Source organism: Pseudomonas protegens, assembly GCF_003732485.1.
Taxonomy (GTDB): domain Bacteria; phylum Pseudomonadota; class Gammaproteobacteria; order Pseudomonadales; family Pseudomonadaceae; genus Aquipseudomonas; species Aquipseudomonas protegens_B.
The window spans coordinates 95,034-111,738 of sequence record NZ_MOAK01000034.1 but is presented as its reverse complement, the minus strand read 5'-3'; the positions used below and the strand labels follow the sequence as shown (position 1 = coordinate 111,738).

Annotated in this window: 15 protein-coding genes; 1 reads left to right on the top strand and 14 read right to left on the bottom strand. The window is 64.0% G+C overall.

Features of this window, described 5'->3' with window-relative positions:
- The 8 genes from BLX41_RS06085 to BLX41_RS06050 all read right to left on the bottom strand — a co-directional run.
- Positions 1 to 1,080, bottom strand: a 1,080-nt coding sequence (locus BLX41_RS06085) for a 2Fe-2S iron-sulfur cluster-binding protein (protein WP_148059693.1), incomplete at its 3' end; no start/stop codon positions are given.
- Positions 1,077 to 2,636 (bottom strand): NADH-ubiquinone oxidoreductase-F iron-sulfur binding region domain-containing protein, encoded by a 1,560-nt coding sequence (locus tag BLX41_RS06080; RefSeq protein WP_123724166.1) that lies wholly within the window; start codon positions 2,634 to 2,636, stop codon positions 1,077 to 1,079. The genes BLX41_RS06080 and BLX41_RS06085, both read right to left, overlap by 4 nt.
- Positions 2,636 to 3,112, bottom strand: coding sequence for a formate dehydrogenase subunit gamma (locus BLX41_RS06075; RefSeq protein WP_123724165.1), 477 nt, complete (start codon positions 3,110 to 3,112; stop codon positions 2,636 to 2,638). Before BLX41_RS06075 ends, BLX41_RS06080 begins: the two co-directional genes overlap by 1 nt.
- 420 nt (positions 3,113 to 3,532) lie before the next feature.
- Positions 3,533 to 4,348 carry an ABC transporter permease gene (locus BLX41_RS06070; protein ID WP_123724164.1) on the bottom strand — a complete coding sequence of 272 codons (816 nt, stop codon included), beginning with the start codon at positions 4,346 to 4,348 and terminating at the stop codon, positions 3,533 to 3,535.
- Positions 4,349 to 4,355: 7 nt separating this feature from the next.
- A complete protein-coding gene (locus BLX41_RS06065; protein ID WP_123724163.1) occupies positions 4,356 to 5,192 on the bottom strand; it encodes an ABC transporter permease in 837 nt (278 codons plus the stop codon).
- A 10-nt stretch (positions 5,193 to 5,202) separates the two neighbouring features.
- Positions 5,203 to 6,315, bottom strand: a complete 1,113-nt coding sequence (locus BLX41_RS06060; RefSeq protein WP_123724162.1) for an ABC transporter substrate-binding protein — start codon at positions 6,313 to 6,315, stop codon at positions 5,203 to 5,205.
- Positions 6,316 to 6,406: 91 nt separating this feature from the next.
- Positions 6,407 to 7,498, bottom strand: a complete 1,092-nt coding sequence (locus BLX41_RS06055) for an ABC transporter ATP-binding protein (protein WP_123724161.1) — start codon at positions 7,496 to 7,498, stop codon at positions 6,407 to 6,409.
- A 149-nt stretch (positions 7,499 to 7,647) separates the two neighbouring features.
- Positions 7,648 to 8,565 (bottom strand): LysR substrate-binding domain-containing protein, encoded by a 918-nt coding sequence (locus BLX41_RS06050; RefSeq protein WP_123724160.1) that lies wholly within the window; start codon positions 8,563 to 8,565, stop codon positions 7,648 to 7,650.
- Between the two features lie 316 nt (positions 8,566 to 8,881).
- Here BLX41_RS06050 and BLX41_RS06045 point away from each other — a divergent pair, with 316 nt between their 5' ends.
- Positions 8,882 to 10,465, top strand: coding sequence for a zinc-binding metallopeptidase family protein (locus BLX41_RS06045; protein WP_123724159.1), 1,584 nt, complete (start codon positions 8,882 to 8,884; stop codon positions 10,463 to 10,465).
- Between the two features lie 383 nt (positions 10,466 to 10,848).
- Here BLX41_RS06045 and BLX41_RS06040 read toward each other — a convergent pair whose 3' ends face one another.
- From BLX41_RS06040 to BLX41_RS34565, 6 genes are all read right to left on the bottom strand, one after another.
- A complete protein-coding gene (locus BLX41_RS06040) occupies positions 10,849 to 12,480 on the bottom strand; it encodes a BBE domain-containing protein (protein ID WP_123724158.1) in 1,632 nt (543 codons plus the stop codon).
- A gap of 294 nt (positions 12,481 to 12,774) precedes the next feature.
- Positions 12,775 to 13,986 (bottom strand): methyltransferase, encoded by a 1,212-nt coding sequence (locus tag BLX41_RS06035; RefSeq protein ID WP_123724258.1) that lies wholly within the window; start codon positions 13,984 to 13,986, stop codon positions 12,775 to 12,777.
- A gap of 49 nt (positions 13,987 to 14,035) precedes the next feature.
- Positions 14,036 to 14,725 (bottom strand): ABC transporter permease, encoded by a 690-nt coding sequence (locus tag BLX41_RS06030; RefSeq protein WP_072452116.1) that lies wholly within the window; start codon positions 14,723 to 14,725, stop codon positions 14,036 to 14,038.
- Positions 14,725 to 15,417: an ABC transporter permease gene (locus tag BLX41_RS06025; RefSeq protein WP_011058717.1), complete on the bottom strand. Its 693-nt coding sequence runs from the start codon at positions 15,415 to 15,417 to the stop codon at positions 14,725 to 14,727. Before BLX41_RS06025 ends, BLX41_RS06030 begins: the two co-directional genes overlap by 1 nt.
- Positions 15,418 to 15,482: 65 nt before the next feature.
- Positions 15,483 to 16,235 carry an ABC transporter substrate-binding protein gene (locus BLX41_RS06020; protein ID WP_123724157.1) on the bottom strand — a complete coding sequence of 251 codons (753 nt, stop codon included), beginning with the start codon at positions 16,233 to 16,235 and terminating at the stop codon, positions 15,483 to 15,485.
- Positions 16,236 to 16,248: 13 nt separating this feature from the next.
- On the bottom strand, positions 16,249 to 16,705 hold a 457-nt coding region (locus tag BLX41_RS34565), incomplete at its 5' end, for an ATP-binding cassette domain-containing protein (protein WP_259744468.1).

The following is a 16,705-nucleotide window of genomic DNA, read 5'->3' as shown; positions in this document are numbered from 1 at the left end:
CAGGTAGGTTTCTTCGTTGGTGCAGCGGCTGGAGGTGATACCGCCGATGGAGTCGCGGCCGTACTTGAACTGGATGCGCCGCAGTTCGCTGGCGGCGTAGGTCACCGCTTCATCCCAGCTGACCTCCTGCCACGGGTCGCTGATGTGCTTGCGGATCATCGGCTTGGTGATGCGGTCCGGGTGGGTGGCGTAGCCCCAGGCGAAGCGGCCCTTGACGCAGGAGTGGCCATGGTTGGCCTGGCCGTTCTTGTCCGGAACCATGCGCACCAGCTGGTCGCCCTTCATCTCGGCGCGGAACGAGCAGCCCACTCCGCAGTAGGCGCAGGTGGTGATTACCGCCCGTTCCGGTTGGCCCATTTCCAGCACGCTTTTTTCCATTAGGGTCGCCGTCGGGCAGGCCTGTACACAGGCGCCGCAGGACACGCATTCGGAGTCGAGGAAGTTGTCGCCACCGGCCGCCGCGACCCGGGACTCGAAGCCGCGGCCGCTGATGGTCAGGGCGAAGGTGCCCTGGGTTTCCTCGCAGGCGCGCACGCAGCGGTTGCAGACGATGCACTTGCTGGGGTCGTAGTCGAAGTAGGGGTTGGAGGTGTCTTTCTGATCGTCCAGGTGGTTGGCGCCGTCATAGCCATAGCGCACTTCCCGCAGGCCCACCTGGCCGGCCACGGTCTGCAGTTCGCAGTTGCCGTTGGCCGAGCAGGTCAGGCAGTCCAGCGGGTGGTCGGAGATGTACAGCTCCATCACGTTGCGCCGCAGGGTCGCCAGCTTTGGCGTTTGCGTATGCACCACCATGCCTTCGCTGACCGGGGTGGTGCAGGAGGCCGGGTAGCCGCGCATGCCGTCGATTTCCACCAGGCACATGCGGCACGAGCCGAAGGCTTCCAGGCTGTCGGTGGCGCAGAGTTTGGGAATGGTGGTGCCCATCAGGGCGGCGGCGCGCATCACCGAGGTGCCCTGGGGCACGCTGATGCTGCGCCCGTCGATGTTCAGGCTGACTTGTACCTGGCTGTCGCGGGCCGGGGTGCCGAAGTCCACGGCATTGAGGTCGATGTCTGTGGCTGGGTCGAAAATACTGATCATTGGTCGGCCTCCGAGGGCTGCAGACCGAAGTCGGCGGGAAAGTGCTTCAGGGCGCTGGCCACCGGGTAGGAAGTCATCCCGCCCAGAGCGCACAGCGAGCCGTATTGCAGGGTGTCGCACAGGTCTTTGAGGATCAGCGCCTGCTCATCGCGGCGGCCTTGATCGGGGGCTGCCAGCAGGCGGTCGATGACCTCCACGCCGCGGGTCGAGCCGATGCGGCACGGGGTGCATTTGCCGCAGGATTCCTCGGCACAGAATTGCAGGGCGAAGCGCGCCATGTGGGCCATGTCCAGGCTGTCATCGGCCACCACCACGCCGCCGTGGCCGAGCATCGCGCCCATGGCGGCGAAGGCTTCGTAATCCAGCGGCGTATCGAACTGTGCAGGGGGTACCCAGGCACCGAGCGGGCCGCCGACTTGCGCAGCCTTCAGTGGCCGACCGCTGGCGGTGCCGCCGCCGTAGCCTTCCACCAGCTCGCGCAGGGTCAGGCCGAAGGCCCGTTCCACCAGGCCGCTGTGACGCACGTTGCCCGCCAGTTGGAAGGGCATGGTGCCCAGGGAGCGGCCCATGCCGTAGTCGCGATAGAACGGCGCGCCCTTTTCCAGGATCAGCGGCACCGAGGCCAGGGTCAGCACGTTGTGCACCAGGGTCGGCTGGCCGAACAGGCCTTGCAGCGCCGGGATCGGCGGCTTGGCGCGAACGATGCCGCGCTTGCCTTCCAGGGAGTCCAGCAGGGCGGTTTCTTCGCCGCAGATATAGGCCCCGGCACCGACTCGCACCTCCATGTCGAAGGCCTGGCCGCTACCGCCGGCATTGGCCCCGAGATAACCGGCATCCCGGGCGATTTCCAGGGCTTCGCGCAGGGTTGCCACCGCCTGGGGATATTCCGAGCGCACGTAGATGTAGCCGTAGCTGGCGCCGACCGCGATGCCGGCAATGGTCATGCCTTCGATCAGCAGGAACGGGTCGCCTTCCATCAGCATGCGGTCGGCAAAGGTGCCGGAGTCGCCTTCGTCGGCGTTGCACACCACGTACTTCTGCTGCTGCGGCGTGTCGCGCACGGTGCGCCATTTGATCCCGGCGGGGAAGGCCGCGCCGCCGCGGCCACGCAGGCCGGAGTCGAGCACCGCGGTCACGGTCTGGTCACCGCCCAGGGCGACGGCGCGGTTCAGGCCCTCGAAGCCGCCGTGGGCCCGATAGTCCGCCAGGGACAGCGGCCGGGTAATGCCGGCGCGGGCGAACAGCAGGCGTTGCTGGCTCTTCAGGTAGGGCAGGTCTTCGACCCGGCCCAGGGCCAGGGGATGGCTGGCGGGGGCGTCTTGCAGGGCGTTCAGCAGCGAGGGCACGTCGGCGACGCTCACCGGGCCGAAGCCCAGGCGTCCGTCCGGGGTATCGACTTCCAGCAGCGGTTCCAGCCAGTACAGGCCACGGGAGCTGGTGCGTTGCAGTTGCAGCGGCAGGTGCTGCTGCTCGGCCTGGGCGGCGATGGCGTCGGCCACCGCGTCGGCGCCCACGGCCCGGGCCAGGGAATCACACGGCAGATAGAGGCTCGGCATCACGCGTCCTCCCGGCAACTGTCCAGCAGCGCATCCAGGCGTTCGGCGCTGACCCGGGCATGCAACTGTCCGTCCAGCTCCAGGGCCGGCGAACAGGCACAGGCCCCCAGGCAATACACCGGCCGCAGGCTGATGGAACCGTCGGCGCTGCTGCCGTGGTCATCCAGCTGCAGGCGTGCGCGCAGTTGCGCCGCCAGTTGCTCGGAGCCGCGGCTCTGGCAGGACTCGGCGCGACACAGGCGCAGGATGTGCCGCGCCGGCGGCGCGGTACGAAAATCATGGTAGAAGCTGATCACCCCGCGCACTTCCGCCTGGCTTTGATTGAGCGCATGGGCGATTTCGGGGACGGCCAGATCGGGGATGTAGCCGAGCTCTTCCTGAATCTGATGGAGAATCGGCAACAGCGCACCCGGGGAGCCTTTGTGACGCTCCAGCAGGGTGTGGATCAACGGCAGATGCAGTGTTTCATCAGGCATACAGCAATTCCTCACGGTCACGGACAAACCTGGTGGTTGTCGGCTGTCCGAAAGTGTCGGCTGCGGCACTTGTTGCCACGTCACGGTAGCGCGGCGTTTCAGGCCGTTGGCCATGCACCCTGAATGGGTATCTTGTTGTACCCGGTGCGGTCGTTGCCGCACCTGTTCAGGGCATAAAGGGCAGCTTGACACGCTGCCTCTGATTGATCCGCACGAAAGCGACTTGCTCAGTTCCGAATACGACCACCCATTGAGTCTAGAAGAGCCTGGGCAACCGGGTGAGCGAGCTGCGCACTATCGGACAAAACCGGGGGGACGAGGCATGACTTCGGTCAGCTCGGTGGCGAATAGCCGGGCGCGGGGGAGGGCTGTGGAGGGGCTGTGTGGCGAGGCTGCTTGCTCCCTCGCCACAGGGGGCAATCAGCAGCGGGCGCGGCGCTGGGCGGCGTACTGCAGGGCCAGGCGCCCCATGAGCACCAGCAGGGTCAGGCCGATCAGCAGCACCGAGATCGCCGCCACGCTGGGATCGACGTTGTCCCGCAGGCCGCTCCAGATCCGCCGGGGCAGGGTGTTGACGTCGACGCTGGTGATGAACAGGGTCACCGCCACCTCCTCCCAGGACAGGGCAAAGCTCAGCAGCGCAGTGGAGAAGATCCCCAGCTTGAGGTTGGGCAGCATCACCAGGAAGGTGGTCTGCATCAGGCTCGCGCCGAGGTTGCGTGAAGCCAGCTCGATGCGCCGGTCCACCTGGCTCAGGGCCACCAGCATGGTCACCACGCCGTAGGGCACCACCATCACCACGTGGGCGATCACCACCCCGGGCAGGGTGTCGTAGCCCCAGCCCGGGGCGATGCGCCCGAGGTTGGTTTCCATGAAGTACAGCACCAGCGCCGAGATCACCGGCGGAATGGCCATGGGCAGCAGCACCAGACCGATCAGCAGGGTTGCCAGGCGCGAGCGCAGGTACCAGATGCCGAGGCTGAAGCTCACTGCCAGCAAGGTGGCGATCAGGCTGGTGGCGCTAGCGATGGCCAGGCTCTGGCCGATGCTCGACAGCCAGTCGGGGTTGCTCAGCAACGCCTCGTAGTGACGTAGCGACCAGTTGCCCTCGGGCATCGACAGGTAGCGCTTGGCGGTGAAGGACACCGGGATCACCGTCAGCAGCGGGAACAGCATGAAGGCCATGGCGACCACGGCGATCAGCCGGGTACTCAATGCAGTGCGATGTGTATTCATAGTGACCTCAACCCACCAGTCGATTGACACGGGTGATGCGCATCAGCAGCCAGATCAGCGCGCTGACCAGGGTCAGCAGCACCAGGCTCAGGGCCGCGCCCAGGCCCCAGTTGCTGGTCTGGAACATCTGCAGGAACACGTACTCGGCGATCATCACCGTCTGCCCGCCACCCAGCAGCACCGGGGTGATGAAGAAGCCCAGGCAGAACACGAAGACCATGATGAAAGCCCCCAGCAGCCCTGGCAGAGTCTGCGGCAGCAGCACCTGCCAGAAGGTCCGCAGCGCGCCGGCCCCCAGGCCGCGGGAGGCCAGCAGCACCCGTTGATCCAGCTGGCGCATGCTCGACAGCAGCGGGAACAGCGCATAGGGGATCATGAAGTGCAGCATGCCGATCACCACCCCCAGTTCGTTGCGGGTCAGTTGCAAGGGGTGATCGATCCAGCCCAGGGACAGCAGGCTGTCGTTGACCACGCCGTTGCTGCGCAGGGCGATCAGCCAGCCGAAGGCCCGCACCAGCACCGAGATCCAGAACGGGATGAACACGCAGATCTCCACCATGCGCTGCCAGAACGGCGGGCTGAACACCCAGCAGTAGGCCAGCAGGTAGCCGATCACCAGGGCCAGCAGGCTCACGGTCAGGCACAGGCGCAAGGTGCGCAGGAGCATGTCGTGGATCGCCGGGTCCGTGGCAATGCGCTGGTATTGCTCGATCCCGGGCTCGGGCAGGGTGAAGCTCCAGCTCACCACGCCGAAGAACGGCAACAGGTAGAACACCACCAGCAGCAACGGCAGGGGAAACAGCAGCAGGCTGCGTTCCAGGCGTGCGGTTCGGGTTGCACTCATGGTCGACGGCTCACTTGGACAGGTGGGTCAGGTACTGCTCCAGGGTGCTGGAGTAGTGGTCGGCGTACCACTGGGTGTTGAGGAAGATCTGCTTCTTCATGTTGGCTTCGGACGCGCAGTTGATCTCCCGCTGTTCGGCACTCATCAACTGCTGGGTGGCGGCGTTGGACGGGCCGTTGCCCAGGGCCTCGAACAGCTTCAGCTGCCCGGCGGGCTGCAAGGCGTGCTGGATGAACTGCATGGCCGGTGCGGCGCCTGCCGGGTTGTCCTTGAGCACGCCCCAACTGCTGGCGTTGAGGAAGGCATTGTCGAAGCCCCACTTGATGCGGCCCTCGCTGTCCTCGTGGAGCAGGGTGGCGCGGGTGTGCCAGATGGCGCCCATGGAGGCTTCGCCTTCGATCATCAGCTGCTGGCTTTCGGCGCCCGAGCCCCAGAACGACAGGACGTGGGGCTTGAGCTCATCGATCTTGCGCAAGGCCCGAGGCACGTCCAGCGGGTACAGCTGGTCAGCGGCCACGCCGTCGGCCAGCAGTGCGGCTTCGAGCATGCCGTTCATCCACTTGTAGAGGGTGCGCTTGCCGGGGAATTTCTCCACGTTCCAGAAATCCGCCCAGTCCTTGGGGCCGTTGTTGCCGTATTTCTGACTGTCCCAGGCGATCACGTAGCTGAACAGGTAGCCGGCAACGCCGTGTTCGTGGGACAGCTCCGGGGCCACCAGATCCCGTTGCACCACGCTGTAGTCCAGGGGCTGGAGGATCTTGTCGCGGCCCAGGGTCATGGCGCTGTAGCTGTCCACATCCACCACGTCCCAGCTCGGCCGGCCGCTGGCCAACTGTGAGCGGATCGCCCCTTCGGTGGGGCCGGCGCCGTCGATGCGCACCGGGATGCCGGTGCTCTGGGTGAAGCTGTCGGTCCAGGCACTGCGGAAGGCGTTGAGCGCATCGCCGCCCCAGTTGACCACCACCAGGGGTTTGTCCGCCGCCCAGCTGATGCCACTGCGCAGCGCCAGGGGCACCGCGGCCAACAGGCCCATGGCCTGGAGGAAGGTGCGGCGGCTGACCTGCCCGCCACGGGCTTTTTCGATGAGGATTTCAATGCAGTCGCGTTGATGGTGCTGGCTCATGGGGCAAGTCCTCGCGAGGCCGACGTGCAAGGCGTCGGCCGATATTGTTATTGGCTTTCTACGAAAACGATCGACAGCGAGCGTGGCCGGCTCAGGCTTCCAGCAGGAAGCTGTGGCGCACCGGCCAGCTCAGCCACACCGGGGTGCCGCTGGGCAATCGGGCGCCGGGGTGATCGCCGGGCACCGAGAGGTTTACCGGTGCCAGTTCCGGGCTGATGTTCAGCGCCAGGTGGGTGCTGGAGCCCTGGTAGACCCGGTCACCGAGGCAGGCGGGCAGCACATTGTGTTCGCCGGCTTGCGGGCGCTCGGTGTGCAGGGTCATGTGTTCCGGACGCACCGCCAGCAACTGCGGCTGGTTGCTGATTTCCCCGTTGGTGGTGGCGTGCAGCGGGCTGTCGCCAAAGCGCCCGCTGGCCTGGCTGCCGTTGCGGGAGAGGCCCTGCAGCGGAAACAGGTTCATCTTGCCGAGGAACTCGGCGACGAAGCGGTTTTTCGGCCGGTCGTAGATGGCTTCCGGGGTGTCGATCTGCGCCAGTCGTCCCTGGTTGAAGATGGCGATCCGGGTCGACAGGGCCAGGGCTTCGCCCTGGTCGTGGGTGACGAAGACGAAGCTGGTGCCGACCTGGCGGTGAATGCGCTGCAGCTCGGTCTGCAGTTGCTCGCGCAGGTTCTTGTCCAGGGCCGACAGCGGCTCGTCCAGCAGCAACATGTCCGGTTCGAACACCAGGGCCCGGGCAATGGCCACGCGCTGTTGCTGACCGCCGGACAGCTCGGATGGCTTCTTGTTCAGGTGAGCACCCAGGCCCACCACCTCGAGGATGTGCTTGACCCGGCGCTGGCGCTCCTCGGCCTTCACCCCACGAATGCGCAACGGGTAGGCGACGTTGTCGGCCACGCTCATGTGGGGGAACAGGGCGTAGCCCTGGAACACCATGCCGTAGTTGCGTTTCTCTGCCGGGCGCCGGCTGATGTCGACGCCACGCTCCAGCAGCTTGCCGGCGCTGGGGGTGAGAAAGCCCGCGAGGATCATCAACAGAGTGGTCTTGCCTGAGCCGGAGGGGCCCAGCAGGGTGAGGAATTCGCCTTGGCGAACGTCCAGATCGATGCCGTCCAGGGCGGTGAAGTTGCCGTAATACTGGCTGATTCCTTGGGCGCTGAGTTGAGTCGAGGGGCTGCTGGACACTACAGAGATCTCCCGGAAACCCACCTGCACGATTGAGTTTTTATTGTGTGTGCAGCAGGTGGTGGACTCATTATTGTGAAAAGCAACGCCACATCAATGGAATAATTTTTGCCTCATTGGTGAGTGAAATTTTCCATTCGACCCGGCTTTCAAGGGTCGATCAGCGGGTTGTCACTGATGCTTTGGGCACTGACCTGCAGCTGGTTTTTCAGCCAGTCGCTGAACGCCTGGACCGCCGGTCGCTCAGCCTTGGCCGGATCGATCACCAGGAAATAACCGCGCAGGGCGCTGATGCTGATGTCGAACGGGCGCACCAGCAGCCCCCGGGCCAGGGCGTCGCCGCTGAGCAGGTTGTCGCCGATGGCCACGCCCTGGGCGGCGATGCAGGCGGACTGCGCGCAATGGGCGTCGGAGAAGGTAATGCCACGGTCGGGGTTGACCTGACTGGCACCGGCGGCCGCCAGCCAGACGCGCCAGTCGCTGGTGTCGCTCATGTGGATCAACGGGAAGTCCTTGAGGTCCAGCGGGCTCTTCAGGCCGCCGATGGCATTGATCAGGCGCGGGCTGCACACCGGCGAAAAGCGCAGGGTGACGATCTGCTCCACCAGCAGCCCCGGCCAGTCGCCGATGCCATAGGCGATGAACAGATCGGCCTCGGCGTCGCTGGTGTCGTCCTGGGCCCGAGGGCTGACCACCTGCAGTTGCACCTGGGGGTATTGGCGCAGAAAGCCGTTGATGTGGTTGCACAGCCAGAAACTGGCGAACCCCGGGTTGCAGCTGATGCGCAATTTGCCCGACACCGCCAGGCCGTCGAAGCGCCGTCCGGCGTCCTGGATATCCGCCAGGATGCGCCGCACTTCCCGGGCATAGCACTCACCCTGGTAGGTCAGGCCGATGCCGCGTCCCACCCGTTCGGTGAGGGCAAACCCCAGGCTCTGTTCCAGGCTGATGATCTGGTGGCTGATGGCGCTGCGGGTCAGGCTCAACTGCTGGGCGGCAGCGGTCACGCTACCGAGCCGGGCCACGGCGTCGAGGGCGCGCAGGGCGGTGATCGAGGGATAGCGCATGCAAACTCCGGGTCAAGGAAACCTGTCTTCGAAGGGGGCCGGCCGGAGCGTGGGTGCTACCCAGGCAGGACCCCGAGGAGGGGCTGGCCGCGTCGCAGTATGAGCCGCGGCGGCGCCGAACTGGTCAATTTTTTTTGACATTGTTGGCGAAAAAATTCGATTGATGTCATCACGGCTTCACCAATACTGGACCTCGATCCGGGCCGCAACCGACCGGACCATCCCTATAACAACAAGAGGTCCTGCAGGTCTTGCACGGGCGCCGAGGCGTCCGGGCAGCGGCCGGCCGGAACCTGGATAACCAGGAGTGCCGCGGATGTCCCGCTACAAAGAATTCGCTCTCGATTGGGTTGAACGCCACCGCCAGCAACTGTCGGACTGGCACCAGATCATCTGGCATTACGCCGAGCCGGCGTTCCGGGAATACAAGTCCTGCGCCTGGTATGTCGAGCTGTTGGAGGCCGAGGGTTTCATCGTCGAGCGCGGCAGTGGCGGCATGCCCACGGCCTTCTGCGCCACCTTCACCCAGGGCCAGGGCCCGCTGCTGGCCACCTACGGCGAATACGATGCGGTGCCCGGCAACTGCCAGGCGGCCACCACCCGCAAGCAGCCGCGCGATGGCCTGTCGCGCTTTGCGCCGGGGCACACCGACCCGCATTCGGCTCTGGGCATCAGCGCCCTTGGCGGGGCCCTGGCGGCCAAGGCGACCATGGTGGAGTTCGGCCTGCAGGGCAGCATCAGGTTCTTCGGCGAGCCGGCGGAAAAGCTCCGCGCCTCCAAGCCGGTCCACGCCGCCAAGGGCTACTACGACGACCTCGACGCCGCCATCAGCTTCCACCCCACCTACATGTTGCCGCTGAACAACACCACCACCTGGGACACCCACTGCGGCATCGCCTACGCCTACATCTACAGCTTCACCTGCGAAGACCCGCAGAACTGGATCGCCGCCGACCGCTACAGCCCGATTCCGCAGAATCACTTGGCGGCCCGGGCTCCGGGGGCCAACGATGCCCTGGTGCATTTCTACACCCTGAACGAAAGCCTGCGCCGCTCGACCCTGCCGTTCACCGGCCTGTGGAGCTACAACGAGGCGATTCTCACCGCCGGCCAGGCCACCGCGGACAACCTGCCGCCGCACCTGTCGCAGATCCAGTACCTGCTGCGTTGCGACTCCATCGAACAGGCTGAAACCATCTCCCAAGTGATGGACAACAACGCGGCGGCGGCGGCCATGGCCACCGGTTGTCGCTGGAAAAAGACCTGGGTCTGCAAGTCCCGGGGCGGCCTGCCCAACCACGTCATGGCCCAGGCCACCTACGACAACCTGGCAGCGGTAGGAGCCCCGCAGTGGAATGAAGAAGCCCGGGAAATCGCCCGCGAGATCCAGCGCAATCTCGGCCTCGAAGCCATGGAACGACCCTTCTTGCCGGCCACCGAAGCCTTGATCGAACCCCAGGAATGCGAGCGCCAGATGCGTCTGCAGATGCCGGCCTGGCAAAACTACCTGACCTCCGACGACTACCCGGAATACACCTGGCACTGCCCGACCGTGCGCCTGCTGGTGGCCCGGCCGATGCTCAGCGCGCCGTCGGGGACGGTCTATCCGGACTGGGTGTCCAACGCCCTGGGGGGCATTCGCCAGACCATCGACCCGATGATCGAGGTCGCCGCCAAGACCATTGCCGCAACCCTGGTGGACCTGCTCACCGACGAGGCGTTGCTCAGCGCGGCCAAGGCCGAGTTCGTCGAGCGCACCGGTGGCGGCATCGGCGGCAGTCGCTGGCAGGCGCCGCTGCTGCCCAAGGACTTCCAGGTGCCCCACGACTTCCGCTGGCCGGAATACATCAGCACGGCCCGAGGCGAAGAGTGGTGGATTCCGGCGCGGGCCGATGAGTAGGAACCGGCATCGGGCCCTTGCCTGAGGTCGTTCCATGGCTCCTGAGCGAAGGTCGTTATGCCCATTCGCTCAGGTGTTTATGCACAACGGATGGGTTGCCAGGTGTGGGAACTGTCGAATTTGTGGAGCCGTTCTCATCTTTATGCAACTGGCTGTTTTTTCGGGCTTTTATTTTGTGAACAAAAAATGACCAGTTCGTGAAGGTCATCCAAAGCCAAGCAATCCAAGGCTTTGCCAGAATTCCATCAACAGACTTATCCACAGGTCGCGACAGCCTGTCGCACAAGCGCACAGCATGCTCATCGAGCCAATGGCGCACGGACGCCCGGAGGCTCAATCGAGCACGCAGTGGTTATGCCGTTGTGCTGTGCTCGGGTCGGAACCTATTCCGCCTTTGTGGCCGGGATGGACATTTCATGACGGAACAGGTTGTTGGGGTCAATTGAGGCCTTCAGGTTGCAAAGTGTGTTGATGAGTGGTGTGTTCCAGCCGTAGTACAAGTTCAACCAGTCGGGGTCTACAGCGCCTGTAGCGGTGTACTTCATATCGACATCGGGGTAGTTGATGTAGCAGCCATCGTAGGCGGGTCTTTTCGGCTTGCCGCCGTGTACGGCATTGAAGATGTTGCGAATCCAGGCTATTTGCACCGCGTCATCGGCAGCGTTGGTCCAGTACGTCTGGTATTGGGCTTTAAGCAGTGAGCTTCTTTGAGGAACGGCAGTTGTTCCCATGCCCTTTTTATTGATCGCCCCGCCGTAGGAGTCGATCTGTACCAGCGACTGACTGAAGCGCTTGTCTGGCGTGGCTTCGGTCAAGTGCGTCAGCAACGCGTTGCAGGCCTGCTCGGAGAACTGTTCGACCTGATAGTCAGACTTGTATTTGCCCCGCTGATTGTTGCCCGAGCCGTTGATCATTTGAGTGACGTACAGCCAATCCATCGCCGTGTGTTCAGCCACCGCCCCTTTGAACTTCCTGCCGGCAAGCGGGTGCCTGAGCGGTGCAATGTTGGGTGCGATGAAACCGTCATGGAGAGTCGGCGTGATGCCCGCCGCGGCATTCATCTTGCTGATGAAGTCGTTGAGCGGTACATCGTTTGCGCCGCCGACCAGGCCATTGGGACCGGTGTATTGGATCGCCAGCACCACATGGTCGGAGGTATCCACATGGTTCAGTTTCAGCAGGGTGAACAATCCACCATTGCCAACCCCTTCCACCGGGCTGGTCGCGGCGGCGTCGTTATCCGAGAACCATTGCCAATAGGCTTTCAGGAAGTTCGAGAAGTTGGGAATCAGCTCTTTCCACGGGTAGGCCAGGGGAATCCAGTAGGCTTTTTGCGGAGCTTGGGGCAGTTGGTCGAAGTAGTAGCCGATGATGATGCCGAAGTTGCCACCGCCGGCCCCGCAACAGGCGGTAAACAATGCCTTGTCTTCGTTCGATGGACTGTCCGCGCGAACATGCCGGAACTCCAGTTGCCGCGAGTTTTCCACAGGCACAAGAATGTCGACGCCGGTTACCCAGTCCACGGTCAATCCCTGAAGGCGCGATAACAACCCGTAGCCGCCGCCGCTGATGTGCCCGCCCAAACCGACCGAATAACACGAGCCGCCAGGAATGGTGCGCCCGGCCTGCTTGTACAGCGACAGGTAACCGTCCCAGTTCTGATTGCCGGTCAATGCCATGAATCGATACTTCTTGTTCTGGCTGTCCCAGGGAGATGTGATGGATTGGCTCTCTTCGTACTTCAGGCCTTTCATTTCACCGATGTCGATAATTGCCAGGCTTTCTGTCTCGCCGCTTAACTTGTTGGAAACAAAACCCTCGTAGCAGTGGCCGCCACTGCGCACCGTGATGCGATAGCCATCACGCAGTGCCGTATTGGCTGCGGCCAGAACTTCATCGGGTGTCGTACACACATAAATCCGCTTTGCGCCCTGTTCGATACTGGGCGGCCAGCGCAAGTTGAACCCCTTTTGCAGGGTTTCGTAGGTGTGTGACTGAGGGTCTATGACGTTCATGAGTAACTCCCTGTATGTGGTGGGGGACTTGGCGACTTCCTGTCGAAAAATGACCGCTTTAGTTGCGCCAGAGCTGTGGCTTGAGTGCTGCTGGTGTCCAGCTCGCCTTAGAGACTAGTAGGCGTAATGAGCTTGGTTTTTTTCTTTCGTGAAGTTGAGGGACATCCCCCGGCGTGATCGGCGACTTTCAATGGGTTGTGGGTTATCCATGGGGTGTCCGACGTCCGTTAGTGAGATCACTGGCCGCAGTGGTTATGCACAACGAGCGTGGGTCGGACCTGTCGTGGCGGGCGGTTACGGGCGCTCTGCCAGCAGTAGCAGATTGCGCGGGGTCAAGGGCGCCTCGCAGAAGGTTCCGAGGCGCACGGCATAGCCCTGCTCTTGCAGGAATAGCCCGCGGTCCAGCGCAAGCCACAACTCCAGGGGGCGGCGGAACAGGCCCCGCAGCAGTTCCAGGTTGCGCACCTGGGCCAGGCGCTGCCAGCCGGCCGCTTCGAGCGCGGCCCAATCCTGGCAATCGACTGTGGATAAGTCCTTGAGGGCGGCGAGGTCGCGGCAGTAGTCGGCGAAGGGTTTGTCCAGCCAGTGGCTGGGCAGGGACGGCGTCGGCAGGTATTCGTCGAGACCACGCACTTGCCGTTGCAGCAGGTCGAATGCCAGGCGCCGGGCCATGGAGGTGTCGCGCTGACGCCGGACTCGGGCACCGGCAGTGACGGTTTCGCTCATGGGCAGGGCCAGGTCTTCCAGGGACAGGTCCAGGCGTGATGCCTGGGCGGCTGTGGATAAGCCCTGGTAGCGGCTGGCGCGGGTGCGGTTGTAGCAGCACGGGGCGATGGCCAGCTGTGGACAACCCTGCTGGCTGGCCAGCTGGATCAAGCGCACATGCAGATCGCCGCACGCGTGCAGGGCCACCGGGCTGTGCTCGGCGTGCAGGCGCAGGGCTGTGTCATCGGCCAGCACGTCCTGTTGCAGATGGCGGGCGGGCAAACCGTGGTGCCGGCTCAGTTGCTCGCCACTCTCGATCAGCGTCGGGTCGTATTCCAGGCAGGTCAGTTGCTGCTCGGGTTGCAGCAGGCGCCTGCCGAGGTGGCCCTTGCCGGAGCACCAGTCGAGCCAGTGAGTCGGTGTGCGGTCGAATTGCAGGCAGGCGGCGAAGGCTTCGATCTGCTGCCACTTGCGCCCGGGCACGTCGACATTGAGGCGTGGGTGAGGCGCGGGCAGTGCCTTTATGGGGAGTTGGCCCACCGCACCGAGTGTTCGGGCCTGCTCCGCCAGTGGGGCAAAGGGGGTCGGTGCCTGGAGTTGCTCCGGGTGGTTGTGGGCCGCTTCGGCGTCTTCCAGGGAGCGCTGGCGCAACCACTGGGCGAGTTCGGGATGAGCGGTTTCCCACGGCAGTTGCAGGTGGTTGAACGGACGCGGGCGCCAGAGGGCCTGGTGTTCCAGCAAAAAACGGTCAAGGGCCTGGAAACGGCTGAGCAGCGCAGGGCCTTGGAGAATCGCAGGCATGGTCATGGCGTCCGGGGCAGACCCGCTCCCTGGCGGGAGCGGGAGAAGATCAGCGTCCCTGGCAGGCGTCGACTCGCAGCCAGCGTTCCAGTTGGCGGAACGCCTGGACCAGCATGAACGACATCAACAGGTAGAACACCCCGGCGGTAAAGAACATGTCCACCGTCAGGTAGTTGCGGGCAATGATGGTGCGCGCCATGCCGGTCAGTTCCAGCAGGGTCACGGTACTGGCCAGGGAGCTGGCCTTGAGCATCAGGATCACTTCGTTGCTGTAGGCCGGCAGGCCGATGCGCGCCGCCCGCGGCAGGATGATATAGAACAGCGCCTTGGGCCGGGACATGCCCAGGGCCCGCGCGGCTTCGATCTCACCGGGGGGAATGGCCTGGATGGCGCCGCGCAGGATCTCGGCGATGTAGGCCGCGGTGTGCAGGGTCATGGTGGCGGTGGCGCACCAGAACGGGTCGCGCAGGTAGGGCCACATGAAGCTGTCGCGCACCGCATCGAACTGCGCCAGGCCGTAATACACCAGGAACAGCTGCACCAGCAGCGGCGTGCCGCGAAAGAAGAAGATGTAGGCGTAGGGCAGGGCGCGCACGTACCAGAGCTTGGACGAACGGGCGATGCCCAAGGGGATGGCCAGCAGCAAACCGAGAATCACGGCGATGCCCACCAGCTCCAGGGTCAGCGTCGCGCCCTGGATGAACTTCGGCAGCCATTTGTAGATGACTTCCCATTCCATTACGTCGTCCTCACAAAGCCGCGGGCGGCGCGTTTTTCCAGGAAGTGCATGCCGGTCATGGCCAGCACGGTCAGGCCCAGGTACATGAAGGCCGCGACCATGAAGAAGGTGAAGGGATGCTTGGCGAAGGTCACGGCGTTCTGCGCGTGGCGCATGATTTCTTCAAGGCCGATCACCGACACCAGCGCGGTGTCCTTCATCAGGATCATGAACAGGTTGCCCAGGCCCGGCAGGGCGATGCGCCACATCTGCGGCAGGATCAGGCGGCTGAAGATCCGAAACTTGGAAAGGCCCAGCGCGGTGCCGGCCTCGCGGTGGCCCTTGGGGATGGCCAGGATCGCGCCACGAAACACTTCAGTGGCATAGGCGCCAAAGCACAGCCCGAGGGCGATCACCCCGGCGAGAAACGGACTGAGGGCCAGATCGGGGTTGCCGAAATGCTCGCCCAGCGCGCTCATCATGTTCACCGTGCCGTAGTAGATCAGCAGCACCCACAGCAGTTCCGGGACGCCGCGCACGATGGTCGAATAGGTTTCGCCAAGCCAGCGCAGTGGCTTGTACGGGGAAGTCTTGGCCAAGGCGCCGAGCAGGCCGAGCACCAGTCCCAGGCATAACGCCGAGAGGGCCAGCTTGACGGTCATCAGCGCGCCGGCGGCGAGCGCCGGGCCGAATCCGTAGAGATCGATATTCATGGGGTCTGGATGGCTTTGCTAAGGACCGGCGCCCAGGGGGCGAGCGCCGGTCAGGCAAGTCAGTATCAATAGATGCTGAACGGGAAGTACTTGTCGTTGATCTTCTTGTAAGTGCCGTCGGCCACGATTTCTTTCAGGGCGGCGTTCAGCTTCTCGCGCAGTGGATCTTTCTTGCGCACGGCAATGCCGATCTTGTCGCTTTCCACCATAGGCTCGCCCTTGAACTCATAAGGCTTGCCGGCTTCGCTCTTGAGCCATTCGTAGTTGACGTACTTGTCGGCCAGGATCGCGTCCAGGCGGCCGGACGTCAGGTCCAGGTAGGCGTTTTCCTGGGTGTCGTAGAGCTTGATGGTGATGTCGTCGCCCAGGTTGTCTTCCAGCCAGGTGCCGGCCAGGGTCGCCCGTTGCGCGCCGATGATCTTGCCCTTGAGCGAGGCCTTGTCGGTCTTGAACTCGGTTTTGTCTTTAGGGGCGATGAACTGCAGCTTGTTGGAGTAGTACGGGTCGGTGAAGTCCACCGCCTGCTTGCGCTCGTCGGTGATCGACAGCGAGGAGATCAGGAAGTCGAATTTCTTCGCGTTCAGGGCCGGAATGATGCCGTCCCAGTCGGAAGTGACCACGGTGCATTCGACTTTCATCTTGGCGCACAGGGCGTCGCCGATGTCCTTGTCGAAGCCGACCACTTGGCCGCTGGCATCCTTGTTGTTGAACGGTGGGTAGGCGGCCTCGATGCCCATTTTCAGGGTCTCGGCGGCAGCGCTGGCGCTGAAAGCCAGAGTGACGGCAGCGGCCAGGAGGATCTTCTTATAGCTCTGCATGCGTGTAGCTCCGTTAGCGGTTGCTGGACATGAATTGTTTGCAGCGTGCCGAAAGCGGGTTCTCGAAGACCTGCTGTGGCGATCCCTGCTCTTCGATCAGGCCCTGGTGAAGGAACACCACTTCACTGGAGACCTGGCGGGCAAAGCTCATTTCGTGGGTGACCAGCAGCATGGTACGGCCTTCGTCGGCCAGGGCGCGGATCACGTTGAGGACTTCCTGGACCATTTCCGGGTCCAGGGCCGAGGTCGGCTCGTCGAACAGGATGACTTTGGGTTGCATCGCCAGGGTGCGGGCGATGGCAGCGCGTTGCTGCTGGCCGCCGGACAGTTGGGCTGGGTAGGCGTGGCGCTTGTCGGCGATGCCGACCTTGGCCAGCAGCGCCTCGGCCACTTCGATGGCCTCGGCCTTGCTCTGGCCCAGCACCCGGCGCGGTGCCTCGATGATGTTGTCGAGGACGCTCATGTGCGGC

Bases quoted from the DNA above. Each gene is read 5' to 3' on its own strand.
- BLX41_RS06060 (WP_123724162.1), bottom strand. From the start codon at position 6,315: ATGAGCCAGCACCATCAACGCGACTGCATTGAAATCCTCATCGAAAAA.
- BLX41_RS06030 (WP_072452116.1), bottom strand. From the start codon at position 14,725: ATGGAATGGGAAGTCATCTACAAATGGCTGCCGAAGTTCATCCAGGGC.
- BLX41_RS06040 (WP_123724158.1), bottom strand. From the start codon at position 12,480: ATGAACGTCATAGACCCTCAGTCACACACCTACGAAACCCTGCAAAAG.
- BLX41_RS06080 (WP_123724166.1), bottom strand. From the start codon at position 2,636: ATGCCGAGCCTCTATCTGCCGTGTGATTCCCTGGCCCGGGCCGTGGGC.
- BLX41_RS06075 (WP_123724165.1), bottom strand. From the start codon at position 3,112: ATGCCTGATGAAACACTGCATCTGCCGTTGATCCACACCCTGCTGGAG.
- BLX41_RS06045 (WP_123724159.1), top strand. From the start codon at position 8,882: ATGTCCCGCTACAAAGAATTCGCTCTCGATTGGGTTGAACGCCACCGC.
- BLX41_RS06050 (WP_123724160.1), bottom strand. From the start codon at position 8,565: ATGCGCTATCCCTCGATCACCGCCCTGCGCGCCCTCGACGCCGTGGCC.
- BLX41_RS06065 (WP_123724163.1), bottom strand. From the start codon at position 5,192: ATGAGTGCAACCCGAACCGCACGCCTGGAACGCAGCCTGCTGCTGTTT.
- BLX41_RS06035 (WP_123724258.1), bottom strand. From the start codon at position 13,986: ATGCCTGCGATTCTCCAAGGCCCTGCGCTGCTCAGCCGTTTCCAGGCC.
- BLX41_RS06070 (WP_123724164.1), bottom strand. From the start codon at position 4,348: ATGAATACACATCGCACTGCATTGAGTACCCGGCTGATCGCCGTGGTC.
- BLX41_RS06025 (WP_011058717.1), bottom strand. From the start codon at position 15,417: ATGAATATCGATCTCTACGGATTCGGCCCGGCGCTCGCCGCCGGCGCG.
- BLX41_RS06020 (WP_123724157.1), bottom strand. From the start codon at position 16,235: ATGCAGAGCTATAAGAAGATCCTCCTGGCCGCTGCCGTCACTCTGGCT.